The organism is Streptomyces luomodiensis, from assembly GCF_031679605.1.
Lineage (GTDB): Bacteria > Actinomycetota > Actinomycetes > Streptomycetales > Streptomycetaceae > Streptomyces > Streptomyces luomodiensis.
In genome coordinates this window covers 1,817,673-1,842,402 of the sequence record NZ_CP117522.1, presented here as the reverse complement: position 1 = coordinate 1,842,402, position 24,730 = coordinate 1,817,673, and the positions used below count along the sequence as shown (strand labels likewise).

The following is a 24,730-nucleotide window of genomic DNA, read 5'->3' as shown; positions in this document are numbered from 1 at the left end:
GCTCATCCGACCATCGCATGCGAACCACACAGGAACTCTCTCCGCGAGCCGCGTACGGAGGAATCCATGTCCGCACCCACCCCGCCGCCGACAGCCGCCCACCCACCGGGCGACCGGTTGATCGGCGGTCCCGGGGGTCCTCGGACCCAGCCCAGGAAGGCCGCGCTCGCCGCGTTCCTGGGCAGCATGCTCGAGTACTACGACTTCTTCAGCTACGGGTCGGCGGCCGCCCTGGTCTTCCCGACCCTGTTCTTCTCCTCCGGCGACCCGGCGGTCGGCACCGTCTCCGCCCTCGCCACCTTCGGCGTGGGCTACGCCGCACGTCCGATCGGCGGTGTCATCCTCGGCCACTTCGGCGACAAGGTCGGACGCAAGAAGGTCATGGTCTTCACCCTCCTCATGATGGGCATCTCGAGCCTGGCCGTCGGAGTGCTGCCCACCTACGAGCAGGTGGGCATCGTGGCCCCGATCCTGCTGGTGCTCGCCCGCCTCGGCCAGGGCATCTCCGCGGGCGGTGAGGCGGCCGGCGCCAGCACCCTGACCCTGGAGCACTCGCCCGAGGGGCGCCGGGGCTTCTTCACCAGCTTCGCGATGTCCGGCACGATGGCCGGCATCCTGCTGGCCAACCTCGTGTTCATCCCGGTGGCGGCCCTGCCGGAAGACCAGTTGATGTCATGGGGGTGGCGAGTGCCCTTCTGGCTCGGCATCGTCATGATCGTGCTGGCCTACCTCGTCCGCAGGCGACTGGACGAGACACCGGTCTTCACCGCCGAGGCGGACCGGGAGACGTTGCCGCCGCTGCCCCTGGCGCACCTCTTCCGCACGCAGTGGGCCGATGTCCTCAAGGTCTTGTTCGCCTCGCTCTTCGCGGTGTTCCAGACCGTCTTCATGGTGTTCGGCCTGGCGTACGCCACCTCGGACGCGGTCGGTCTGGACAGATCGACCATGCTGTGGGTGTCGGTGGCGGCGAACGCGGTGGCGGTGGTGGGTGTGCCCGCGGCGGCGGCGCTCTCGGACCGGGTCGGCCGCCGGCCGGTGTGGATCACGGCCGCCCTGAGCTGCGCGGTCCTGGTCTGCGGATACTTCTGGGCGGTGTCCACCGGGAGCGTTCCGCTGATCGTCCTGGTGGCCGTCCTGCTCAACGGTGTCGCCTATTCGGGCATGAACGGCCTGTGGCCCGCGTACTTCTCCGAGCTGTTCGCCGCCCGGGTGCGCTACTCCGGGTTCGCCGTCGGCAGCCAGTTCGGCTTCCTGCTCGCCGGGTTCGCCCCGGCCATCGGGTTCGCGATCATGGGGGACGGCGTCACCGGCTGGATTCCGGTCGCGGTCTTCGCCGCCGTCTGCGGCGTGGTCTCCTCGGCCGCCGTCCTGACCGCGCGCGAAACCCACCGGGTCCCCCTGGCCGAGCTGGGCAAGCCGCTGCCGCGCCGCTGAGCGGTCCGGCGCCCGCCCCACCCGTACGAGAGGAAGGACCCGGCATGCCGGTCTTCGCCGTCATCTACACCTACACCGACGACACCGCGGGGCGTGACGAGCACCGCCCGGCCCACAAGGAGTACCTGGGCGCGCTCGGCGACCGAGGCGTCAACCTCTGCTCCGGGCCGTTCGGGCCCGATGAGGCACCCGGCGCCCTGCTGCTGATCCGCGCCGACACCAAGGAGGAGGCCGTCCGGCACACCGAGGACGATCCGTTCCGGCGCCACTCGCTGGTCGGCGCCGTCACCGCGTGGGAGTGGACGCCCATGCTGGGGCGCCTGGCCGCGGAGATGTAGGGCTCGCCACCCACAAAGGCCGGTATCGCGGCGGTCCTCGCCGGCGCTGGTGCGCCGGCGAGGACGTGTGCCAGTCTGGAACGGAAGGTGACCGCATATGGCCAGGTCCAACACCGGTGAGTCGGTGCTCAGCCGCGCGATGCGCATCCTGCGGTTGTTCACGTCCAGCTCGCCCGCCCTCACCGTGTCGGAGATCGCCCGGCGCGCCGATCTGCCGGTGGCCACGGCCCATCGGATCGTGGGCGAGCTCGTCGAACTCGGCGCCCTCGACCGCGCCGAGGGCAAGCGGGTGCGCATGGGCTATCAGCTCTGGGAGCTGGCGTCCCGCTCGTCCCGCGTCCTCGATCTGCGCGAAGTGGCGATGCCGTTCATGGAGGACCTCCAGGCGGTGGTGCGGCAGCACACCCAGATCGGTGTGCTCCAGGGCACCGATGTGCTCTACCTGGAACGCCTGTCCGCCCGGGGCGCGGTGCAGAACATCACCAAAATCGCCGGCCGGCTCCCGATCCACGCGACCTCGGCGGGCCTGGTGCTCCTGGCCCACAGCCCGCTGGAGTTGCAGGAGGAGGTCCTGTCGTGGCGACTGCGGCGGTACACGGCCCGCACGGTCACCGATCCGGCGCACCTCCGCTCCCTGCTGGCGCAGGTGCGCCACGAGGGGTTCGTCGTCGCGGCCCAGATGATCAGCCAGTCGGGTACGGGCGTCGCGGCCCCGGTCCGGGGCGGTGACGGCGAGGTGGTCGCGGCGCTGTCCATCGTCATCCCGGCCGCCGACCCGAACCCCCGCGCCCTGGTCCCGGCGCTGCTCGCGGCCAGCCGGGGCATCTCCCGCGCCATGGGCGCTCCCACCGCCGACGAGGACGTGCTGCGCAGCCACGGCCCCCGGCTGCCGGGCGACGGCCGCCGACGGCCTTCCCCGTGACCCGCCTTCCCATTGAACGGAATGTGTGTTGTGGGCCACCTCGGCCGCGCTGCACGCTGGTCACATCGGTCGACGAGCCGGACACGGGCCAACGACCGGAACGTGAACGGCAGACGACGGTCCGCTTCGCGCCGGCCCGGCCGCCGTGGCCGGACCGCCCGACTCCTCAGCACCGCTGACAGCGCGTCAGCACCCGCGGTGTGTGCCCGCCGGCCCACCGCTCTCGCCAGAACGGGTAACCACCGCATGACCGCACAGACCACCCATGCCCGCACACAGGTCGGCATCATAGGTGCCGGACCGGCCGGGCTCATGGCTACGGACGCCTGTTCCTCGCCGGGGACGCCGCCCATACGGTCCCACCGACCGGCGCCAAGGGCCTCAACCTCGCGATCTGCGACGTGGCCGTGCTGTCCCAGGCGCTGGAGCGCTTCCTCCTCGACGGTGAGCCGGACCTGCTGGAGCGGTACGGGGCGACGGCCTCGGAGCGTATCCGGCGTGCCCAGCACCTCTCCTGGTGGATGACCTCGACGCTGCACCGCGACGCGTCCGCCACGGACTTCGACGCCCGCCGCCGGCTGGGCGAACTCGACATGGTCACCGGCTCCGCCGCCGGGCGCACCTTCCTCGCCGAGGCGTACACCGGCTGGCCCATCGCGCTCACCAACCCGGCGTCGGTGGCCGCCGAGGCCCTCCGGCTCACCGCGGGCCGCACCCCCTGACCCACCACAACCAAGCGAAGGAGCACGCATCATGAGCGCTGACCGGCAGCACACCGGACGCGTCGCCGGCAAGGTCGCGATCGTCACCGGAGGCAGCGGCGACCTCGGCGCCGCCACCGTCCGCATGCTCACCGCCCACGGGGCCCGGGTCGCCAACTTCGACCGGACGGCGCCCGCCGAGCCCTGGGGCACCGACGCGGTGGCCGACTGGACCCTGGACATCACCGACGCCGCCCAGGTCGAGAACGCCGTACGGCAGGTGGCCGAACGGTTCGGCGCCCCCGACGTCCTGGTCAACGGCGCCGGCATCCTGGGCCGCCCGGCCCCGTCGCACGAGGCGACGGAGGAGGAGTTCGACGCGGTCATCGGGGTCAACCTCAAGGGCACCTGGCTGCTGACCAAGTACGTCGTGCCGCACATGATCGAGCGGGGCCGCGGCAGCATCGTGAACTTCTCCTCGATCCACGGCCTGACCGGCGGCGGCAACGTCCCGCTCTACCACGCCTCCAAGGGCGCGGTCCGGCTGCTGACGAAGTCGGACGCCGTCGTCTACGGCCCGCACGGCATCCGGGTCAACTCCATCCACCCCGGCTCCATGCGGACGAAGATGAGCCGCTCCTCGGCCGAGGGCAGCCCGCTGGGCGCCGACGAGTACTACCGGCAACTGGTCCTGGGCAACCCGATCGCCCGCCAGGGCGAGCCCGACGAGATCGCCTACGGCGTGCTGTACCTCGCGTCCGACGAATCGTCGTTCACGACGGGCACCGAGCTCGTCATCGACGGGGGCTACACCGCCCACTGAACCCCGCCACCGAGCCCCGTCCACCTGAGTTCCGAGCCGCGAAAGTTGGACATCATGAGCGACAAGACCAGCGATGTGACCTACGAGTGCGATGTGCTCGTCATCGGTTCCGGCGCCGCCGGGATCTCGGCCGCCCTCAAGGCGAAGCAGCAGGGCCTCGACGTCCTGGTCGTCGACAAGGAGCCGTACCTGGGCGGCACCACCGCCATCTCCGGCGGCTGGCTGTGGGTCCCGGGCAACAAGCAGGGGATCGCCGAGGGCGACACCCGCGAGGAGGCCGAGACCTATATCAAGGCGCTCGCCGGCGACTCCCACGACCCGGCCGCCGTCGCGGCCTTCCTCGACCTGGTGCCCGAGGCGCTGGACTTCTTCGAGAACGACGCCGATGTGCGGTTCCACTACCCCGAGATGGCGCCCGACTACCAGATGGACACCCCGGGCGCCCGGAAATCCGGCCGGGCCCTGACGGTGCAGAAGGCCAGCGGCCGGATGCTGAAGCGGAACCGGCTGCGCGTACAGCCCTACCTCTACACGTACACCGTGTTCGGCTACATGCCCGAGATCGGCCCGGACATCGCCACGTTCCTCAAGGCCAACCGGTCCCTCAAGGCGTTCCTCTACGTGCTGCGGCGGCTGGTGACGACCTGGGTGGAGCGCACCCTCTTCCGCCGGGCGTTCACCCGCACCAACGGCAACGCGCTGATGACCCGCATGCTGGCGAGCGCGGGGGACATGGGCATCCCGATGTGGACCGACACCAAGGTCACCGAGATCCTGGGGAACGACGCCGGGGTGGTGGACGGCGCGGTGCTGACCGGTGCGCACTCCGGGAGGGTCCGGGCCGGGTGCGGTGTGGTGATCGCGGCCGGTGGCTTCTCCGGTGACACCAGGCTGCGCACCCAGGTCTTCGGACACGACCCGCGTGGCGACAACCACTTCACGCCGACCATCGGTCACCAGGGGGACAGCTACTACCTGGCCGAGCCGCACGGCGGTGTGCTGGACACCCGGCCGCACCAGCCCGCCTCCTGGGGCCCGGTCACCGTCTGGAAGAACCTGCGCGGGCAGGACCGGATCTTCCCCCATCTGCGCGCGTTCGGCCTGCCCGGACTGATCGCGGTCAACCGCAAGGGCGAGCGGTTCGCCAACGAGTCGTTCTCCTACCACGACTTCGGCGTGGAAATGATCAAGGAGAACGCGGGTGAGCGGGACACCTTCGGCTGGATCATCGCCGACAAGAAGGCCATGCACACCTACGGCATCGGCTACGCCAAACCCTGGCCGCTGCCCACCTGGTACTACAAGAAGGTCGGTTACCTCGTCGCGGGCTCGTCCATCGAGGAGCTGGCCGCCCGGATCGACGTGCCGGCCGCCGCGCTGAAGCGCACCCTGGCGGAGTTCAACGCCGACGCGGCCCTCGGGCGGGACCGCAGGTTCAAGCGCGGCTCGAACTGGTTCCACCACTTCAAGGGCGACATGGAGCACAAGCCCAACCCCAACCTCGCCCCCATCGACAAGGCTCCCTACTACGCCGTCCGCATCCAGATGGGTGACCTGGGCACCTACGCGGGACTCTCGGTGAACCGCCGCAGTGAAGTGGTCGCCTCGACGGGCGAGGCGGTCCCGGGCCTGTACGCCGTCGGCACCGCCGCCGTCAGCGTCTTCGGCGGCGGTTACCCCGGATACGGAGCCAACATCGGCCCGGCCATGGTCTTCGGCTACCAGGTCGGCCGGGACATCGCCGGCCACGCCGCGGAACGCGCCGGCGGGCTCCAGCGGACCGCGGGCCGGCGCCGGGACCGCTGAGCCGCCGACGACACGTTGACCACAGTTTGCGCCGGGTCGGGCACCGTGACCGACCCGGTGCTCGGCTGTCCGCTGTCCGCTGTCCGCATAAAAAGTCGGACCAAAGTATTGCCCTGCCTGGCAACGCCCCCTTAACTTTCTCGCATTTTGGTCAAACCACGGCTGGTGCAGGAACTGGCCCGGCTCGGCTCGTCGGAGGGCCAGGGGGACCGGCTGCGGCTGCCCACCGAGCGGGAGCTCGTGGAACGCCTCGACATCAGCCGGGGAGCCCTGCGCGAACAGCTGTCGATGCTCGAGGCGCTCGGGTTCCTGGACCGCACCCAGGGCCGCGGATCGTATCTGCGGGTGCCCGACGCGACCTTCGTCCAGCTGTACTTCGACCTCTCCGAACAGCTCGGGCACCTGCGACAGGACCAGTTCCGCAGCGCGCGGGAGATGCTGGAGCTGTCGCTTGCGGAGGCGGCGGCACGGCGGGCGGACGCCGACGACGTGGACCGGCTGCGCGCCCTGGTCGACGAGATGGTCGCGGCCACCGCCGACGGCGACGACGCCCACGCGCTGGAGGCGGACCTGGAATTCCACCGCACGCTCTGCCTGATCGTCGACAACCCCGTCTTCAACCTCCTGCACGAGGCACTCGGCCATGTGCTGCGCAGCGACGTGGAACTGCGCCGACTGGCCGTGGTGCGGACACCGCTCGCCCTGGGGGAGACCCGGATCACCGACACCGTGCACTACGAGATCGTGGACGCCCTGCACGCCCGGGACGGCTCGGCCGCCCGGGAGGCCATGCGGCGCCACTTCACCGTCTTCTCCGCCGTGACCGGCGAGGTCCGGCCGCCGTCCGGCCCCTGACGCCGACCGCGCCGCGTACCGGTTCCCCGGGCGTACCGGCGGACACCGCCGCCGGGCCGTCACGCCCGACATCCCACCACCCCTACCGGGCCGCCGGCCTGACACCCCACCAGCACCGCTGTCGGCGCGCCGGGTGACGCCCGCGTGCCCTGGCGCGTCCCCGCCGTCCCCCGTCACCGGGACGGCCTGCCCCACCGCCGAGACGCGGCGTCCCCGCCGAGGACCCGGACCGCGCCGGCCCTTCCGGAAAGGGTTTCGCCATGCCCTCCCTCGCCTTCGTGGGCGTGGGCGCCATCGGCCTGCCGATGGCGTCCCGTCTGCCCGCCGCCGGGTACACCGTGACCGGCATCGATCCGCTGCCCGCCGCGCGGGAGCGCGCCCGCGCCGCCGGGCTGACCACCGCCGCCCGGTTCGCGGACGTCCCGGCCGCCGACGTCACCCTCAAGCCGTTCGACGAGGAAACGGTGCTGGGCGAACTCGCCGGGGACCGGCTGGCGCTCACGCTGGAGAACCACACCGTGGTCGGGGGACTGTACGAGACGGTGGCCTCCGCCGCGGTCCGCCGTGGCCTCGGTGTGCGCGTCACCCCCGTGGCGCTCCCGGACGCGTTCCTGGCGGCGGGCGCCCTCCCGACCCTGCACGACCGGTACGGACTGGCCACCGACCGCGTCGTGGAGACCGTGCTCGCCGCCCTGTGACCCGCGGGCGCCGTGCGGTGGGGCGGGTGCGGCGCGAGGCCGCCCCGCCCCTTCCCGCGCCGGCCGGGCGGGTCAGACCCGCACCGCGGCGGTGGCGCGGGCCGGCAGTTCCAGGCCGAGGTTCTCGCGCAGGGTGGTGCCGGTGTAGTCGGGCGCGACGATCTTCCGTTTGCGCAGCTCGTGCAGGAGACCGTTGACCACGAAGTCGTGCTGGCGCGGGTCCGCGAGGCCACCCAGCGAGATCACGTCCAGCACCCCCGTCCGGAACCGCTCCTCGACGGCGTCGGCGAGCTGCTCGGGTGTGCCCGCGGCGGCCCAGTGCCCGGTGTCCTGCGCCGCGATGATGAGTTCCCGCAGTGTGTACCCCTGCCGCGCGTAGCCGGCGAAGATGTCGACCCGGCCGCGGCGGCGGTTCACCGAGGCCACGTCGGGCAGCAGGCTCTCGGGCAGCGTCGCGTCGAGGGGGAGGTCCGACAGGTCGACTCCGCCGCCGAGCATGTCGGCCACCTGGGCGCGGCCGCGTTCGAAGTCGATCGACTCGCGCCTCTCCCGTACCAGCCGCCGTGCTTCCTCCTCGGTGGCGCCGTAGGTGGCGTGGAACGAGCTGAAGATCAGCGGCAGCCCGTCGGGCCGTCCCAGCCGCTCCGCCTGGCCACGGATCTTCCGGGTGAAGTCCACCGCGTGGTCGAGGGTGGGCAGCGAGGTGAAGACGATCTCGGCGTAGCGGGCGCCCAGTGCGGTCCCCGCCGCGGACTGCCCGGCCTGGATCTGCACCGGGCGCCGCTGCGGCAGTGGCGGGATGTTCAGCGGACCGGCCACGTCGAAGAACCGGCCCGAGTGGTGGATCGGGTGCACCCGGTCGCGGTGCAGCACCGCCTTCCCGTCCGGGCCGACGGTCAGCGCACCGGGTTCCCAGCTGTCCCACAGCGCGTTGACCACCTCCAGCGCCTCCGCGGCGCGGGCGTAGCGCTCCTCGGGGCTGGGCAGTTCGCCGGGGCCGAAGTTCTCCTCCCCGACCGAGGAGGTCACCAGGTTCCAGGCGGCCCTCCCGTTGCTGACGTGATCGAGGGTGCCGAACAGCCGCGCCAGGTTGAACGGGTGGCTGAACGTGGTCGAGACCGTGGCGATCAGGCCGATCCGCGATGTCACCTGGCTCAGCGCCGAGACGAAGACCAGCGGTTCCTGCGAGCCGATGGCGCCCTGGGCGTCGAATCTGAGCAGATCGGCGGTGAAGAGCGCGTCGATCCGCGCGGCTTCGGCGAGCTTCGCCACCCGCACGGCGGTGTCGAGTGTGGACCGGGTCGGGTCGATCGCCAGGTCGTAGGTCTCCGACGTGCCGCCGGCTCCGGTCACGGTTTTCAGCGTTCTGGGCCGTTTCGCGCTCACGACTCGTCCATTCTCACCGGCATCGCGGTGACGTCTCGGTGCGGCGTTTGCTGGGGGCGGGTGAACACCCGGACAGGGGGAACCAGGCCCGGCCCGGGGCCACGGGTGGGCGCGGGCCTGCCAGGGGAGAGTGAAAAGAAGAGGGGAAAGAGGGGGCGAACCGTCAGCGACAGAGCGCCGCGTGGGTGCGGCACAGGTCCACGTGCCGACGCTTCGTCCAGACCGGCAGCGGAACCGCGGTTCGCACCAGCCTGACGCGCGATGCCCTCACCATGACTCCCATCGGTCCTGGTGTTCACACCCGGCACCGCCGCGGATCGCGACACCTCGTTGCCGCGGCGTCGACGAGCCAGGTCTCTCGGCCGCTCCTGATGGGTGTGGCGTGAACGTATGTGGCGGGTGGCGGCACTGTCAAGAGCCGCCGGTGCCGAGACGGCGGCGGCCGGTTCCCCCGTGCAGGGAGAACCGGCCGTCGCACGGGTGGTCAACCGCCGATCGCATGCCCGCGGTTACGGCGCTGGACGTACAGGCGATTGCCCTTCGGGCCGGTCCACTCCAGCCGTACGACACCGGGCACGGCGGCGTCGGCCAGGCGCGACGCGTCGGACCAGTAGCCGACGTTGGGGTTGCGGAAGAACGTCCCCCACAGCCGGCCGTCGTGATCCTCGAAGAAGTTGTTGTGGCCGGCGCCGACCCCCGCGGTCCACCGCTGGGAGTACGGGCCCTCGAAGTGGTCCGAGACGGCGACGACGGCGTCGTACTGGTACTGCACACGGCCGGTGCCGGCCGTGTCGTACGCGTATCGCGTGGTGCCGTCGGGGTTGACGGACGTTCTGTTCCACGCGGCTTGGACGAGGTAGTACTTGCCCCCGTACTTGAACACGTACGCGCCTTCGAGATACGGCTCGGGCGAGTAGGGCGTCTGCTGGAACGCCGGGAGGTTCGTCGCCGGGACGATGTCCTCCATGTCGGGCCGGAACTTCGCGTACAGGTTGTTGTGCAGCACCAGCCACGCGTCGTCATCCTCGGTGTAGAGGCTGCCGTCGATGTGGTAGTAGGCGCCGGGTTTGATGAAAGCCGGTCCCCCGATGAACGATTCACCGAAGGGCTTTTCGAGGTTGCCCTCGATGAGCCGGTACGGGCCCTCCACCCCGCCGTCGCTCACCAGCAGGAACGAGCCCACCTTCTGGGAGTGGTCGCCCATGCACGCCACGATGTACCACTTGCCGCGGAAGTAGTGCACCTCCGGGGCCCAGGCCTGGCCGCGCTTGCCGAACTGGTCGTCGTACCAGTACTCCTGCCACGGCGCGACGACCGTGCGTCCGGGCCGGTTCTCGCCGACGAACTCGGGCGACCACACCTTGCCCCGCTCGGCGCCGGGCCGGATGCGGGTCGTGTCGGCCAGCCGCCACGGCCCCCGCAGGGACCGGGCCACCCAGACGAAGATGCCGTCGTTCCACGGGCCGGCCACCTCCAGTCCGGGGACGCGGGTGGTGCCCGTGGCGACGTAGAGCGGGCGGCCGTCCACGACGAAGCAGTTGACGTAGGTGTCCCGCATCCAGACCTGGCCGCGCTCCTTGTCACGGGGGCGCAACTCGAGGGGGAGGACGAAGGAGTTGTCCTCGCGCGGCCACAGGTCCAGCCGGGTGTCCGCGAGGCCGTAGGGCTCGAGTGCGGGCCAGTTGGACGGGTAACGCCGCTTCGGCGCGGCCTCGACCGGCGCGGCCTGGGCAGCGGTCGCGGGCAGTCCCGCCGCCACTCCCAGGGAGCCGGCGGCGACTCCGGCCAGCAACGTCCGTCTGCCGATGGGCGAGGGGTTCTCGGATCTGGTCATCAGTCATGTCCTTCTTCGTCGTGGCGGGCGCGCGTCCATGCCGAGCGACGGCCCCGGCGTGTCCGCCGGACGGCCGCGCCCGCGCAGGGTGGTGTGAGAGAAGAGTCGAGGGGAGGAGAGGGGAGGGAAGGGGAAGGGAGATCAGGGAACGACGGGGTCGTCCCCCAGGAGCTTCCGCGGTGTCTTACCCACGCGTCAGCGACATCGCGCCGCGGCCGTGGTGGCGCGGCAGTTCGCGTGCGAACTCTTCGGGTGCCCGCATGATGCGTGGCAGAGGCCGTCCTGAGAGGGCATGCCGCACAGCATGCGAACCAGCGCCGATTTTTGTCAAGAGCCAGAAAAAAATACGCGCGCTCCGAACGGGGCGCGGGACGACCAGCAGTTACCGGTGGCCGACCGCGAGGTGCCAGCAACCGGACACCGGGTCAAGCGCCTTGGGGCGGCTCCTTGAAGCGCGCCGCCAGTTCGCTGCGCGAGTGGACGCCGAGCTTGGAGTAGACATGGGTGAGGTGGTACTGCACCGTCTTGACGGAGATGTACAACTCCAGCGCGGTCTGCTTGTTGGTTGCCCCCGCCGCCACCAGCCGGGCGACGGCCCGTTCCTGGGGTGTGAGGTGGGACAGGCCCGGGGTGACGCGGGCGGTGTGGACGCCGCCGGCCTGGATCTCCCGGTCGCAGCGTGCGACGTAGGTGCGGGCGCCGAGGGTGACGTAGGTGTCGCGGGCGTTGGTCAGCACGGTGTCGGCCTCGCGGCGTTTACCGGCCCGGCGCAGGGTCTGGCCGTAGGAGAAGTTCACCCGGGCGCGGTCGTAGGGGAGCGGCAGGGACTCCAGGTGGGCGAGGGCCTGCTCGAACCGGGTGCGGGCGGTGTCGATGTCGCCGAGCGCCCCGGTGAGCCTGCCGCGGACCAGCCCCAGGCGGGCCTGGGTGGAGCGGTGGCCGCGGCGGGCGGCCAGCTCCTCGTACGGGGCGAGGAACGCGTCGGCCTCCTCCAGGCGGCCGGTCATCACCAGGGCGTTGGCGTAGACGTCCTGCCAGGGCCAGAAGCCCGGTTCGTCGATCGAGGCGCGGGAGGGCAAGTGGACGATGGGGGACAGCGCCTCCAGGACCCGTGGGTAGTCGCCGCGTGCCTCGGCGACCTGGGCGCGGGCCAGACAGGACGGCACCAGCATCACCTCGTACTGGTGCGGGGCGGCGGCGCCGGCGTTGAGGTGCCGGTCGGCCGCGTCCCAGTCCCCGCGCAGCGCGTGGATCTGGGCCGCGGTCCAGTGCACCAGCGGGCGGACGAATTCGATGCGCACCTCGGCGAGCCGGGCGGCGGCCCGCTGCACCGTCTCCAGGGCCTCCGGCCAGGTGCCGAGGGCGAACTGGGTGCGGGCCAGCAAGCCCTGCGCCCACAGCGAGATACGGGTGGAGCCCATCCGGTAGCCGGTGGGGACGGCGGCCTCCAGTCGGCGGCGGGCGGCCTCCGGGGCGTCCAGGGCGAGGTCGACCCAGCCCCGGCCCAGGTGGAACCGCTGCGGCTGGGCGCCTCCGGGCAGCCGGGCGGCGACCGCCTCGTAGGCCGCCACCGCCTCCTCGTAGCGGCCCGACCCCGCGAGTCCGAGGCCCAGGACGGCTTCCGACTCGATGGCCGAGGGATCGGTGGGATCGGCCACCTCCACGGCCCGCCGGGCCCAGGTCACCAGGTCGGCTCCGTCCCAGCGGCCCAGTGCGTGCAGCACCCGGCGCTGGCAGATCCTGGCCATCAGGTCCGGTTGGAGCTTCGGGTCGCAACTCCGCCAGGCGCGGGTCAGGAACGCGTCGGCCTCCGCCGGGCGGCCCCGCATGATCGCCAGGTAGCCGAGCACGACTTCGCGCAGCGTGCCGGCGTGGAAGCTCTCCAGCTGCCCGGCGAAGACGGTGGCCTGGGGGACGTCCCCGGCACCGATCATGGCGTCCACCGCGCGCAGCAGCCGGTCCTCGCGGGCGGCCCGGCCGGGGCTGAGCCGGCTGGCGAGGACCAGGGTGTCGGCCACGGCCGCCCACTCACCGGCTCGGGCCCGTTCGGTGGCGTGCCGGTCGAGTTCCTCGGCGAGGGCCGCGTCGGCCGAGGGGGTGGCGGCGACCCGGTGCGCCAGCCGGCGGCCGCGGTCCTCGGTGCTCGCCGCGGCGCTGCGGTGCAGGTCGGCGCGGCGGGCGAGGCCGATCCCGGTCAGCACGGCCGCCCGGGTCAGCGGGTGGGCGAAGGAGAGCAGCATACGGCCGGGTTCGACGCCCGCGACCAGCAGTCCGGCGGCGCGGGCCTCGTCCACCGCGGGCAGCGGATCGGCGATGTCCGCCAGTGCGGCGGCCTCGGCGAGCGGGGCGTCGTCGTCCAGGATGGCGCACGCCTCCACCAGCGCTCGGGCGGCCGGGCCGCAGCGGGTGAGGCGGTGCTGGACGGCCGAGGTGTACCGGGCCGGGGCGGGCAGCTCGGGCCGCCAGTCCTGCCACGTCTCCGGCGGGATCTCGGTCAGCAGCTGCCGGATGTGGCGGGGGTTGCCCCGGGTGTGGCGGCACAGGTGGCGGGCGGCGGGCAGATCCAGGGCGAGGCCACGGGCGTCGTGCGCGAGGGTCCTGACGTCCTCGGGGGTCAGCGGGCCGGGGCGCACCGCGTCGTCGCGGCAGCCGTCCAGGAACTCCAGCGTGCGCAGCACCGGCAGCGGGGTGTCCGCGTGCGGTTCCGCCGTCTGGTGCACCTCGTCCCGGGCGACGAGCACGACCAGGACGCGCTGGTTGGTCATCCGGCGCAGCGCGGAGCGGATCGCGCGCAGGCTCTCCACATCGGCCCAGTGCGCGTCGTCCACGACCACCAGGAGGGGGGCGTCTTCCTGGTCGGCGGTCCACCGGCCGTGGAGCAGGTCCGCCGCCTCCAGGACGGACCGCTGGGCGCCGGCGCGCAGCAGCTGCCGTGCGACGCCCAGCGGCAGGTCCGACTCCCAGGAGACGCCCGCGACCCGCACCGTTGCGCAGGTCTCCCGGGTGGCGAGCACATGGTCGACCAGGGCGGTCTTGCCGATGCCCGCCGGGCCCTCGACGAGCAGGACGGCGGGCCGGCCGGCGCGGACGGCGTCGACCGCGCGGGTCAGCGCGGCGCTCTCGGCGACCCGCCCGATGAGGTGTCGCCGCAGCTCAGCGCGGTCGTCGCGGTCGTTCATGGACCAGCACGCTAACACCGTGGACCCCGGTCATCCGAGATCACCACCGGCGACCGGCAGCACGGTGCCGGTGATGTACGAGGCTTCGTCGGAGGCGAGGAAGCAGATGGCCGCGGCCTGTTCCTCCAGGGTGCCGTAGCGTCCCATCGGGGAGGAGGCGAGCGTCTGGTCGATATGGGCCTGGAACCACGCCTCCTCCCGCTCGGTGCGGCGCTCCGGTGTGCCGCGGGAGATGCGGCGCGGGGGCGCCTGGGTGCCGCCGGGCGCGGTGGCGACGACGCGGATGCCGGCGTCGGCGTACTCGAGGGCGAGCGAGGCGGTGAGCGCGTTGACGCCCCCCTTGGCGGCCGAGTAGGGGATGCGGTGGATGCCTCTGGTGGCCGCCGAGGACACGTTGACGATCGTGCCGTGGCCCTGTTCGACCATCGCGGGCAGCACCGCGCGGCAGCACCACAGGGTGGGCATCAGGGAGCGGTTCACCTCCGCCTGGATCTGCTCGGCCGTGAACGCGGTGAACGGCTTGAAGTTGATGGCGCCGCCCACGGTGTTGACCAGGACGTCCACCCGGCGGTGCGGGCCGAGGGCGCTCGCGGCCCCGGAGTACGTCTCCAGGTCGGCCGTGACCGCCTCGGCCTTCAGCTCGATGGCGGCCTCCCGCACCAGCTCGGAGCGGTCCACCAGGACCAGCTCGGCGGACTCGGCCGCCAGCCGCCGGGCCACGGCCAGCCCGATGCCCTGGGCCGCACCGGTGACCACGACTCTCCTGCTGGCGAACCGGCCGGGGTGCGCGCTCACGCCGCCTCCGCGGTCTCGCGCGCGAGGGCCGGGGTGAACTTCTCGTAGTGGAAGCTCGCCGGGGTCACGCCGAGGGACGCGATGTGGCCGCGCACCGCCTCGACCATGGCGGGCGGGCCGCACAGGTAGACGTCCACATCGCCGTCGTGCAGGGTGGAGGCGTCCATCAGGCCGGTGACGAAGCCCTTGTTGCGGGCGGTGCTGGCGGCGTCGGCGACACAGTGGTCGAAGGTGAAGCCGGGGATGACCTCCGCGTAGTCCTCCAGGGTGTCCAGGTGGACCAGGTCCTGGTCGGTGGTGACGCCGTAGAGCAGGTGGACCGGGTGCGCGGGGGGCTTGCGGGTCAGCCCCTCCAGCATCGACAGCAGCGGCGCCAGCCCGGTGCCGCCCGCCAGCAGCAGGGCGGGGCGGGTGATCTCGCGCAGATAGAAGCTGCCCATGGGGCCGGTGAACTCGACGCGGTCGCCGGGCCGGGCCCGCTCGCCGAGGTACTCGGACATCGCGCCGCCCGGCACGGTCCGCACCAGGAAGGAGATCTGCCGCTGGTCCGGGCCGGAGCTGAAGGAGTACGAGCGGGCCTGGTCGGTCCCGGGGACGGCCACGTTGACGTACTGGCCGGGGAGGAAGTCCAGCGCGTCGCGGTCGTCCACCTCCAGGGCGAACTCGACGGTGCCGGCCGAATGCCGCCGGATGTCGGTGACGGTGGCGGTGTGCGTCGCCGCGCCGGTCTTCGCGGCGGCCGAGGAGGAGGGGATGCGCAGCACGAGGTCGCTGTGCGGGGTCATCTGGCAGGGGAGGCAGTAGCCGGCCGCCGCCTCGTCGTCGGACAGCGCCTCGTCGATGTAGTCGCCGCCGTCGTAACGGCCCGACTCGCACAGCGACTTGCAGGTGCCGCAGGCGCCGTCGCGGCAGTCGAGGGGGATGTTGATACGGGCCTTGTAGGAGGCTTCGGCGACGGTCTCGTCCGGGCGGCAGTCGATGAACCGGGTGATGCCGTCCTCGAAGTTCAGGGCGACCTGGAAGGACATGCTGGTGCTCATTTCGGGAGGGGTGCTGGGCGGCTGGTTCACAGGTGGTAGACGTCCACGACGTGGTGCACGTAGTCGTTCTTCAGCACCACCTTCTTCCGCCGGATCAGGGGCTCGGGTCCGGAGAGGTCGAGCGTGCAGTACGAGGTGCCGAAGTAGGTGTCGGTGGTCTGGTAGCGGTAGGAGAGGGTGAACCAGTTGAACCGCACGTGCAGCAGGTCGCCGTCCCGGCCGGTGATCTCGACGTTGGTGATGTTGTGGCCGGTGCGCGGCTCGGGCAGGCTGGTGGCGCTGGAGCGGTCGGTGCGGATGCGGAAGACGCGGTCCTCCAGACCGGCCCGGCTCGGGTAGTAGATCAGCGAGATCTCGCGCCGCGGGTCGCGGGTCAGCTCGTCGTCGTCGGCCCAGGCCGGCATCCAGAACTCGGCGTCCGGGTGGTAGCACTCCAGCCACTTCTCGAACTCGCGGTCGTCGAGGTGGCGGGCCTCGCGGTAGAGGAACCGCCGGATGTCCTCGAGGGTGGTCTCGCCGGTCGCCGTGGTCACTTCGCCGCCTCCAGGTCCAGGGCCTTGCGCAGGGTGTCGAGCCAGTAGCCGTGCTGGATGGGGTAGAGGCCCTCGTCCTCGGTGCGCACCCCACTGGCGACCGGGTTGATGCCGATCTTCTTGGCGGCCTCGTCCGGGCCCTCGATCCGGTGCACGGCGCCACGGCTGAGGTCGTTCCAGGGAGCGGCGGTGGCCAGGTACGTCTTCTGGCAGGAGCGGAACTCCTCCAGGTCGTCCGGGGTGGCCATGCCGGTGGCGTTGAAGAAGTCCTCGTACTGCCGGATGCGCTGGGCGCGGGCCTCGGCGGGCTCGCCCTTGGGGGCGATGCAGTAGATGGTGACCTCTGTCCTGTCGACGGAGATCGGCCGGAAGTGCCGGATCTGCGAGCTGAACTGGTCCATCAGGTACAGATTGGGGTACAGGCACAGGTTCCGGGAGACGCCGATCATCCAGTCGGCGCGCTCGGGCCCGACCTGCTCCGCCAGTTCCGCACGCCTGCTGTGCAGGGGCCGGTTGGCCGGGTCCAGCCACTTGGTCCACAGCAGCAGATGGCCGTGGTCGAAGGAGTAGAAGCCGCCCTGCTGCTTGGACCAGCCGCCCGCGTCCATCGTCTTGGTGTCGTTCTTGGACTCGCCGGAGGTGCGGCGGGCCTGGGTGGCGGCGTAGTTCCAGTGGGTGGCGGAGACGTGGTAGCCGTCGGCGCCGTTCTCCGCCTGGAGCTTCCAGTTGCCGTCGTACTGGTAGGTGGAGGAGCCGCGCAGCACCTCAAGGCCCTCCGGGGACTGGTCGACGATCATGTCGATGACGACGGCCGCGTCCCCCAGGTGTTCCGTCAGCGGCTTGACGTCCGGGTTGAGGCTGCCGAAGAGGAAACCGCGGTAGTTCTCGAAGCGGGCGACCTTCGTCAGGTCGTGGGAGCCGTCCTTGTTGAACTGCTCGGGATAACCGGCATCCCGCGGGTCCTTCACCTTCAGCAGCCGTCCGCTGTTGCTGAACGTCCAGCCGTGGAACGGGCAGGTGAAGGTGGTGCGGTGGTCGGTCTTTCGGCGGCACAGCATCGCGCCCCGGTGACTGCACGCGTTGATCAGACAGTGCAGTTCCCCCTGCTTGTCGCGGGAGATCACGACGGGCTGGCGGCCGATATGGGTGGTGAAGTAGTCACCGGCCTCCGGGATCTGGCTCTCGTGCGCGAGATAGACCCAATTGCCCTCGAAGATGTGCTTCATCTCCAGCTCGAAGAGCTCCTCGTCGGTGAAGACACTCCGCCGGACCCGGTATGTGCCGGTGTCCGGGTCCTCCACGAGGGCGCCGTCGAGGATGGTCCGCGCACGGCTGAAAGCCTCGGCCATGGTCCCGTTCCTCCGCTGATCCGTGTCCCGCCGGCCGGGCGATCCGGTCGGCGACGGCGTATTACGGCCGCTTTGCAGCACCATGACAGCCGAGTGAAGAGTCGGCCCCGGGCATGTGCCCAGGGTTGACCCAGGGGGTTATTGATATGCGCGGCGTCTCAATAAAGTGGCACCAGGTATTTGTGTCGTATGTGAGGCGCTCCTACGCTGTGGCGTAATCGAGGGCCCCGGAGCCACGAAAGGGGCGCCGGATGGAATTCAGGCACCTGCGGTATTTCGCGGCCGTCGCCGAGACCCGGCATTTCGGCAAGGCCGCGGAACGGCTGCACATGGCCCAGCCCCCGCTCTCCCAGGCGATCCGCCGGCTGGAGACCGAACTGGGCGTGGAGCTGTTCAGCCGGACCACCCGGCAGGTCGCGCTGACCGGCGCCGGTGAGGTGTTCCGCACCGATGCGGAGCGGATCCTCAAGGCCGTCGACGAGGCGGTCGCCCGCGTGGCGCGCTTCGCCTCGGGGGCGGAAGGCGTGCTGCGGATCGGCCTGACCGGCTCCGCCTCCTACCGGCAACTCCCCGCGCTCGCACGGCTGGTGAAGCGCGAGATGCCACACGTGATGCTGGAGGTGCACACCGAGATGCTCACGCCCGCACAGGAGGCGGGGCTGATCGAGCGCCGCCTGGACGTCGGCGTGCTGCGGCCCCCGGTCCGCCAGGAAGGCATCGCACACCGCGCCGTCGCCACCGAGGCCCTGGTCGTGGCCGTCCCCGAGCAGCACCGGCTCGCCGAGGCGGACACCGTCCGCGTCGAGCAGCTGCGGCACGAGGACTTCGTCATGTACGGCGCCGCACTCGGCTCCGTCGTCAACGACACCGTGGTCCGCGGCTGCCTGGCGGCCGGCTTCTATCCGCGCCCCGCCTATGAGGTCACCGAGACCTCCGCCGCCCTCGCGCTGGTCGCCGCCGGCCTCGGCATCGCCGTCCTGCCCGACTCCATCCGCTCCGCACCCCGCGAGGGCGTGCGGTGCAAGACGATCGAGGACGCGCTGAGCGTCCGGCTCGACCTGGCGTGGCGGGAGGACGACGATTCCCCGCTGCTGCGGAACCTGCTCACGGTGCTGGAGCGCAACCACCTGTTCCTCGACGAAGTGGCGGCCGGCCACTGACCGCGCCAAGCGGCGCGCGAAGGCGACGGCCACGGACACCGGGCGCGTCGCCCGGTCGCGAGATCTCGAGCCGGCCCTGGTGGCGGGCGGGTAGCCGCGCATCCTGTCGCCGCCGTCCCGTCGCCCCGACCAGTTTTTCGCAGGCAGAAGGCCGTTTCCACGGGTCGTGGGAGCGGCCTTCCGCTGTCTGGACCGGGGTGCCCGGCGGATGCCGTGCCCCCGTCCGGGGCGCCCGCCGCATGTTCCCGCGGATCCCTTGACCGGCTGGATGGCCGCTGCCATAGTGACGGCCAGATGGACAGTCGGTCAGATGGTCAGACCAAGCTCGGATCGCGCTCGGACCACGCCCGGCTGCCGGCCATCCATGAAGACGACTCAGGGAGCGGCATGAACCTCCACAGCCTCCTCGCGCGGCGGACGCGGGAATCCGGCCCCATCCGGGTCGGTGTCATCGGGGCGGGCAAGTTCGCCTCGATGTTCCTCACCCAGGCGGTCGGCGCCGCCGGCCTTCACGTGGTCGGCGTCGCCGACCTCGACGTGGACCGCGCCCGATCCGCCCTGCACCGGACGGGCTGGCCCGCTGAGCGGTACGCGGCGGCGTCGTTCGACGAGGCGTTGCGAACCGGCGGCACCCATGTCACCGACAGTGCCGATGACCTGATCGATGCCCCCGGCCTCGAGGTGGTTCTGGAGATCACCGGCAACCCGATCGCGGGCGCCCACCATGCCGGGCGGGCCATCGAGGCGGGCTGTCATGTGGTGATGGTCAATGTCGAGGCGGACTGCATGATCGGTCCTGTGCTGGCGGAGAAGGCCCGCAAGGCCGGTGTCGTCTACACCATGGCGTACGGTGATCAGCCCGCCCTGATCAACGAGCTGGTCGACTGGTGCCGCACCGTCGGCTTCGAGGTGGTCGCGGCGGGCAAGGGGACCAAGTACCTGCCGGAGTACCACCTCTCCACCCCCGACACCGTGTGGGACCACTACGGCTTCACCGCCGAGCAGCTCGCCTCGGGTGACTTCAACCCCAAGATGTTCAATTCGTTCCTCGACGGCACCAAGTCGGCCATCGAGATGGCGGCCGTCGCCAATGCGACCGGACTGGAGCCCCAGGAGGAGGGACTGTTCTTCCCACCGGTCGGTGTGGACGACCTCTCCACCGTCCTGCGCCCCAAGGAGCTCGGTGGCTCGCTGACCCGCACCGGCACCGTGGAGGTCATCTCCAGCCTCAACCGGGACGGCAGTGAGGTCGAACGCGACCTGCGCTGGGGCGTCTACATCACCTTCGCGGCGCGGACCGACTACGCGATGCGGTGCTTCGCCGAATACGGCGTCCGTACCGACCCGACGGGGCGGTACGGCGCTCTGTACCGGCCGTACCACATGATCGGTCTGGAGCTGGGCGTCAGTATCGCCTCGGCGGTGCTGCGGGGCGAGGCGACGGGCGTCGCGGGCGGCTTCCACGGTGATGTGGTGTCGGTGGCCAAGCGCGATCTGAAGGGCGGTGAGGTGCTCGACGGCGAGGGCGGCTACATGGTCCACGGAAAACTCGCCCCCGCCCGTGCCTCGCTCGCCCACCGGGCGCTGCCGATGGGGCTCGCCCACGGATTCACGCTGAAGAACGACGTACCGGCAGGAGCGGTGCTCAGCTTCGACGACGTCGAGGTCGACGAGTCCATGACCGCCGTGCGGCTGCGCCGTGAGCTGGAGGCTTCCGCCCTCGCCGGCGGCGTGCCGACGGGGTGACCGCCGGGCGGTGGCGCGGGCTTCAGTCGGTGGACCGGCGGTGTACCGGCGCTGTCTTAGGGTGGAACCGCCGAAGGCCCCACCGTCTGTAAGGGAGCGCGAGTGAGCGAGCGGCGACAAGAACCCTGGGAACCCGTCCGGAAGGTCCGCACCTACGAACAGGTGATGGCTCAGATCGAGCAACGGATCATGGAAGGGTTCCTGCGACCGGGCGACCGCTTGCCCAGTGAGCGGGAGTTCTCCCAGCTGCTGGGGGTCAGCCGGCCCTCCCTGAGGGAAGCGCTCCGGGTCCTCCAGGCGCTCGGCGTGGTCGAGGTCAGGACGGGTGGCGGTCCGGAAGGCGGATCGGTCTTCGTCGGACACCCCGGATCGGGCTTCGCCGATCTGCTCAGGCTCGAACTCGCCCTGGGCCACTTCAGCGACACCGACGTCCTCCAGAGCCGTCTGGCCCTGGAGGTCTGGGTGGCCGCGGAGGCGGCGCGCAACGCGGGTCCCGAGGACCTTGCCCGGCTCGGGGACATCCTCGACCGGATGGACGACCCTGAGCTGACGGCGCGTCAGTTCAACGGCCTGGACGCCGAGTTCCATGTGGCCATCGCCCAGTCGGCCGGCAACGCCCTGACCGCTCATCTCATGGGATCGATGCGCAGCGCCATCCAGCGCCGCATGATCGACGCCTACGAGCGGCTCGCGGACTGGCGGGAGACCGCCAAGACCGTACGGAAGGAACACCGCAGCATCCTCGCCGCGATCGAGCGCCATGACGACGAAGGCGCCGTCGCGCTGGTCCGTGCCCACATCACGGACTTCTACGCAGGAACCTACGGCCTCGGCACCGCGTCCGGACCGCGGACTCCGGCCCCGTAGCGGTTCGCCACCGCTCAGGGCGCCCGGGGGAGCGGCCGGGCGGTGAGCCGGGGGACAGGGTCCGGGGACACCACCCGGGCCACGCACATCAGGAGCCGCACATGTCCACCTCCTCCCCGGGGTCCGCTCCCCGCGGTCAGACGCCGACCGGACCCGACACCGGATCCCCCGACAAACTCCGTGTCGCCCTCGGCAGCGCCGTCGGCACCACCGTCGAGAACTACGACTTCCTCGCCTACGGAACCGCCGCCGCACTCTACTTCGGCGATGCCTTCTTCCCCGGTGAATCCCCGCTCGCCGCCACCCTCGCCTCATTCGCCACCCTGGGCGTCGGCTTCGCGATGCGTCCCATCGGAGGCATCATCGGCGGGCACCTCGGTGACCGCCTCGGCCGCAAGCCCGTCCTCGTCGGGGCGCTGCTGCTGATGGGCGTGGCGACCACCGCGATCGGCTTCCTGCCCACCTACGACCAGGTGGGCGCCCTCGCGCCGATCCTGTTGGTGTTGCTGCGCCTGCTCCAGGGCATCGGATTCGGCGCCGAGTGGGGCGGCGCGATCCTGATGACGTACGAACACGCCCCGCTCCACCGGAAGGGACTGTATTCCGCGATCCCGCAAGCGGGCGTCCCGCTCGGGCTGCTGCTGGCCAACGTGGCGTTCCTCATCGCCGCGCGGTTCGACAGCCACCTCGCCTGGCGCATCCCGTTCCTGCTCAGCGCCCTGCTCATCGCGGCCGGCCTGGTGATCCGGCTCAAGGTCTCCGAATCGCCCGAGTTCCAGGCCCTCCAGCGGACCGACACCATCGCCAAGAGCCCCGTCGCCGAAGTGCTGCGCGACGACTGGCGCACCGTGCTCCGGGTCATCGGGCTGCGGCTGGCGGAGACCGGAGGCTTCTACGCGATCGTCACGTACCTGCTCAGCTACATCACCTCCGAGGGCATCGCCGGCCATGCCGTGGCCCTCACCGGTCTGGTCCTGGCCGCGTCGCTCGGCGTCTGCACCACCATCCTGTTCGGCCGGCTCTCCGACAGCGTCGGCCGCAGGCCGCTCTACCTCACCGGCAGCCTGCTGACCCTGGCCTTCGGCTTCCCGATGTTCCTGCTCGTCAACACCGGGCACACGCTCGCGATCGTGGCCGCCTTCGTGTGCGGACTCGCGCTGTGCCACGACGCGCTCGCCGGCACCCAGGGCGCGTGGTTCTCCGAACTCTTCGACGCCCGCCTGCGCACCTCCGGCGCCTCCATCGGCTACCAGTTCTCCGCGGCGATCTCCGGGTTCATCCCGTTCATCGCGGCGGCCCTCTCCGGGGCCTGGGGCTGGGCCGGGGTCGCCGTCCTGTACTGCGCCTGCGGCGGGATCGGCGTGCTCGCGAGCCTGGTCACCCCGGAGACCCGGCGCCGGCCCGCCGAGCAGCCCCTCCCCGGCCTGTCGGTGGCGCCGACTCGCTGACACCCGCCCGCCCCCACCCGCCGGGGCCGCGCCCACGCGGCCCCGGCTCATCGTCCCGTGAGGAATCATGCGCGCCCAACTCGCCGAGACGGCGGCCGAACGCCGGGCCGCCGGCGCCGCCCTGCCGGCCTTCACCTGTTACGACCTGGCCACCGCCGGTGGTGTCGTCGACGCCGCCGAACGACTCCACAGCCCGGTCGCCCTGCTGGTTTCCGCCAGGACCGCGGGCGGACGCCACGGGCTCGACCTCATCCGGGCCCTGCGGTCGTTGGCCGACGCCGCCGCGGTACCGGTGTGCGTCCAGCTCGACCACGCCACCGACGCCGATCTCATCGTCGCCGCCGCGGCGGCCGGAGCCGACTCGGCCCTGGCCGACGGATCCCGCGGCGGGCCCGAGGCGAACGCCGACTTCGTGGCCTCGGTACCTGGACGGACGCGGTCGCCACCCGCTCCGAAACGGTCATCAACGCCCTCGTCGCCATGGGAGCCGCCCGATGAAGACCATCGTTCTGGACGACGACCCCACCGGTACGCAATCCGCCTCGGACGTGCCCGTACTCCTGGACCACGACACCGACCTGCTCACCGACACGCTCCGGCACGACGACGCCGCCTACATCCTGACCAACAGCCGTGCCATCCCCGAGGACGCGGCGGTCACCCTCGTCGGCCGGATCCGGGAGGCCGGTGCCGAAGCCGCCCGCCGCCTCGGCACCGACGTGCGCTTCGTCCTGCGCGGCGACTCCACGTTGCGCGGCCACGTCTTCGCCGAGAGCGATGTCTTCGCCTCGCCCGACTCCGTACTGCTCTTCCTGCCCGCTTTCCCGGCCGGCGGACGGACCACGCGCGACGGCATCCACTGGGTGCGCATCGGCGGAACCGATGTACCGGCCGGAGAGACGGAATACGCCCGCGACCCGGTGTTCGGCTTCCGATCCAGCACCATGGCCGGTTACGTCGCCGAGGCCGGTGGCGGCCGGAAGGTCCTGACGGTGCCGCTGGCCGAACTGCGCGCGACCGCGGGCGACGCCGTGGCGCGCGCCCTCGGGGAGGCGGCGCCCGGGACGGTGATCGCGCCCGATGCCGTCACCGACGAGGACATCGACCTGGTGCACCAAGGGCTGGAGCGGGCATGGGCGGCCGGGCGCCGGATCGTCGTACGCTGCGCGGCCCCGCTCGCCGCGCGCTGCTCGGCAGCGGTCAGCCCCGGTCTGCTGCCCGCACCTCTGCGGCGCCCGGCCGGTCCGGTACTGGTCGTCTGCGGCTCGCACACCTCCGGGGCCACCCGGCAGCTCGCGACGGTCGAACGCCATTGGGCCGCCCGCCCTCTGCTCCTGGACACCGACCGGGCGCTCACCGACCCGGCTGCCGCGGGCCGCGACCTGGTGGAGCGGGCTCATGAGCAGCTGCGGACCCGGGGCGTGGCGGTACTGGCGAGCGAGCGGGAGCGGTCGGCGCGCAACAACACGCTGGACCACGGAGAACGTGTCATGACGGGGTTGACGACCGCCGTACGGGAGCTGGCCGGAGCGGTCGCGGCCGTGGTGGCCAAAGGCGGCATCACCTCCGCCGAGGTGGCCCGCACCGGGCTGCGGACCAGCACCGCGCGGGTGCGCGGACAAATGCTGGCAGGTGTCAGCGTCTGGGATCTGCGGACCCCGTCCGGTGTCCTCCCCTACGTGGTGGTCCCCGGGAACGTGGGCGGCGACGACACGCTGGACGAGGTGCTGCGACGGCTCGGCGTGCCGGGCCGGGCGACATCGTGAGCAGCCTGCGAGCGAGGTGATCGGAGCCAGTGTCCGGCGGCACCCCGGGT

20 protein-coding genes and 1 pseudogene are annotated in these 24,730 nt (G+C 71.6%); 14 read left to right on the top strand and 7 right to left on the bottom strand.

Annotated features, from left to right (window positions below):
• Nucleotides 1-66 precede the first annotated feature (66 nt).
• The 8 genes from PS467_RS07705 to PS467_RS07670 all read left to right on the top strand — a co-directional run bounded on the left by PS467_RS07705 (nt 67) and on the right by PS467_RS07670 (nt 7,577).
• Nucleotides 67-1,434, top strand: coding sequence for an MFS transporter (locus PS467_RS07705; RefSeq protein ID WP_311034598.1), 1,368 nt, complete (start codon nt 67-69; stop codon nt 1,432-1,434).
• Between the two features lie 44 nt (nt 1,435-1,478).
• A complete protein-coding gene (locus PS467_RS07700) occupies nt 1,479-1,772 on the top strand; it encodes a YciI family protein (RefSeq protein WP_311034597.1) in 294 nt (97 codons plus the stop codon).
• A 97-nt stretch (nt 1,773-1,869) separates the two neighbouring features.
• The gene (locus PS467_RS07695; protein WP_311034596.1) at nt 1,870-2,694 is read left to right on the top strand and encodes an IclR family transcriptional regulator; all 825 of its coding nucleotides are present in this window, start codon (nt 1,870-1,872) and stop codon (nt 2,692-2,694) included.
• A gap of 326 nt (nt 2,695-3,020) precedes the next feature.
• Nucleotides 3,021-3,416, top strand: coding sequence for an FAD-dependent monooxygenase (locus tag PS467_RS07690; RefSeq protein WP_432280723.1), 396 nt, complete (start codon nt 3,021-3,023; stop codon nt 3,414-3,416).
• A gap of 31 nt (nt 3,417-3,447) precedes the next feature.
• A complete protein-coding gene (locus PS467_RS07685) occupies nt 3,448-4,218 on the top strand; it encodes an SDR family NAD(P)-dependent oxidoreductase (RefSeq protein ID WP_311034595.1) in 771 nt (256 codons plus the stop codon).
• Nucleotides 4,219-4,272: 54 nt separating this feature from the next.
• Nucleotides 4,273-6,024: a 4-oxocyclohex-2-ene-1-carboxylate 5-dehydrogenase gene (gene chcC2, locus PS467_RS07680; RefSeq protein ID WP_311034594.1), complete on the top strand. Its 1,752-nt coding sequence runs from the start codon at nt 4,273-4,275 to the stop codon at nt 6,022-6,024.
• A gap of 147 nt (nt 6,025-6,171) precedes the next feature.
• Nucleotides 6,172-6,879, top strand: a complete 708-nt coding sequence (locus tag PS467_RS07675) for a FadR/GntR family transcriptional regulator (protein ID WP_311034593.1) — start codon at nt 6,172-6,174, stop codon at nt 6,877-6,879.
• 260 nt (nt 6,880-7,139) lie between these two features.
• On the top strand, nt 7,140-7,577 hold the full coding sequence (locus tag PS467_RS07670; protein WP_311034592.1) for a transketolase C-terminal domain-containing protein: 438 nt from the start codon (nt 7,140-7,142) through the stop codon (nt 7,575-7,577).
• A gap of 72 nt (nt 7,578-7,649) precedes the next feature.
• Here PS467_RS07670 and PS467_RS07665 read toward each other — a convergent pair whose 3' ends face one another.
• The 7 genes from PS467_RS07665 to benA form a co-directional block, all read right to left on the bottom strand.
• Nucleotides 7,650-8,930 carry an NtaA/DmoA family FMN-dependent monooxygenase gene (locus PS467_RS07665; RefSeq protein ID WP_311034591.1) on the bottom strand — a complete coding sequence of 427 codons (1,281 nt, stop codon included), beginning with the start codon at nt 8,928-8,930 and terminating at the stop codon, nt 7,650-7,652.
• Nucleotides 8,931-9,447: 517 nt separating this feature from the next.
• Complete coding sequence (locus PS467_RS07660; protein ID WP_311034590.1) at nt 9,448-10,797, bottom strand: family 43 glycosylhydrolase; 1,350 nt, start codon at nt 10,795-10,797, stop codon at nt 9,448-9,450.
• A 425-nt stretch (nt 10,798-11,222) separates the two neighbouring features.
• Nucleotides 11,223-13,976 (bottom strand): helix-turn-helix transcriptional regulator, encoded by a 2,754-nt coding sequence (locus tag PS467_RS07655; RefSeq protein ID WP_311034589.1) that lies wholly within the window; start codon nt 13,974-13,976, stop codon nt 11,223-11,225.
• 30 nt (nt 13,977-14,006) lie between these two features.
• Complete coding sequence (gene benD / locus PS467_RS07650; protein WP_311034588.1) at nt 14,007-14,771, bottom strand: benzoate diol dehydrogenase BenD; 765 nt, start codon at nt 14,769-14,771, stop codon at nt 14,007-14,009.
• The gene (benC, locus tag PS467_RS07645; protein WP_311034587.1) at nt 14,768-15,811 is read right to left on the bottom strand and encodes a benzoate 1,2-dioxygenase electron transfer component BenC; all 1,044 of its coding nucleotides are present in this window, start codon (nt 15,809-15,811) and stop codon (nt 14,768-14,770) included. Before benC ends, benD begins: the two co-directional genes overlap by 4 nt.
• A 26-nt stretch (nt 15,812-15,837) precedes the next feature.
• Nucleotides 15,838-16,344 carry a benzoate 1,2-dioxygenase small subunit gene (benB, locus tag PS467_RS07640; RefSeq protein WP_268970787.1) on the bottom strand — a complete coding sequence of 169 codons (507 nt, stop codon included), beginning with the start codon at nt 16,342-16,344 and terminating at the stop codon, nt 15,838-15,840.
• Nucleotides 16,341-17,693 (bottom strand): benzoate 1,2-dioxygenase large subunit, encoded by a 1,353-nt coding sequence (benA, locus tag PS467_RS07635; RefSeq protein WP_311034586.1) that lies wholly within the window; start codon nt 17,691-17,693, stop codon nt 16,341-16,343. Before benA ends, benB begins: the two co-directional genes overlap by 4 nt.
• Nucleotides 17,694-17,944: 251 nt before the next feature.
• Here benA and PS467_RS07630 point away from each other — a divergent pair, with 251 nt between their 5' ends.
• From PS467_RS07630 to PS467_RS07605, 6 genes and pseudogenes are all read left to right on the top strand, one after another.
• A complete protein-coding gene (locus tag PS467_RS07630; RefSeq protein ID WP_311034585.1) occupies nt 17,945-18,853 on the top strand; it encodes a LysR substrate-binding domain-containing protein in 909 nt (302 codons plus the stop codon).
• A gap of 387 nt (nt 18,854-19,240) precedes the next feature.
• Complete coding sequence (locus tag PS467_RS07625; protein ID WP_311034584.1) at nt 19,241-20,599, top strand: NAD(P)H-dependent oxidoreductase; 1,359 nt, start codon at nt 19,241-19,243, stop codon at nt 20,597-20,599.
• 102 nt (nt 20,600-20,701) lie between these two features.
• A complete protein-coding gene (locus tag PS467_RS07620) occupies nt 20,702-21,466 on the top strand; it encodes a FadR/GntR family transcriptional regulator (RefSeq protein ID WP_311034583.1) in 765 nt (254 codons plus the stop codon).
• Between the two features lie 101 nt (nt 21,467-21,567).
• Nucleotides 21,568-22,914 carry an MFS transporter gene (locus PS467_RS07615; RefSeq protein WP_311034582.1) on the top strand — a complete coding sequence of 449 codons (1,347 nt, stop codon included), beginning with the start codon at nt 21,568-21,570 and terminating at the stop codon, nt 22,912-22,914.
• A 67-nt stretch (nt 22,915-22,981) separates the two neighbouring features.
• Nucleotides 22,982-23,323 (top strand): annotated as a pseudogene (locus PS467_RS07610) (class II fructose-bisphosphate aldolase); the annotation flags it as partial.
• A gap of 85 nt (nt 23,324-23,408) precedes the next feature.
• Complete coding sequence (locus PS467_RS07605; protein WP_311034581.1) at nt 23,409-24,680, top strand: four-carbon acid sugar kinase family protein; 1,272 nt, start codon at nt 23,409-23,411, stop codon at nt 24,678-24,680.
• Nucleotides 24,681-24,730: the final 50 nt, after the last annotated feature.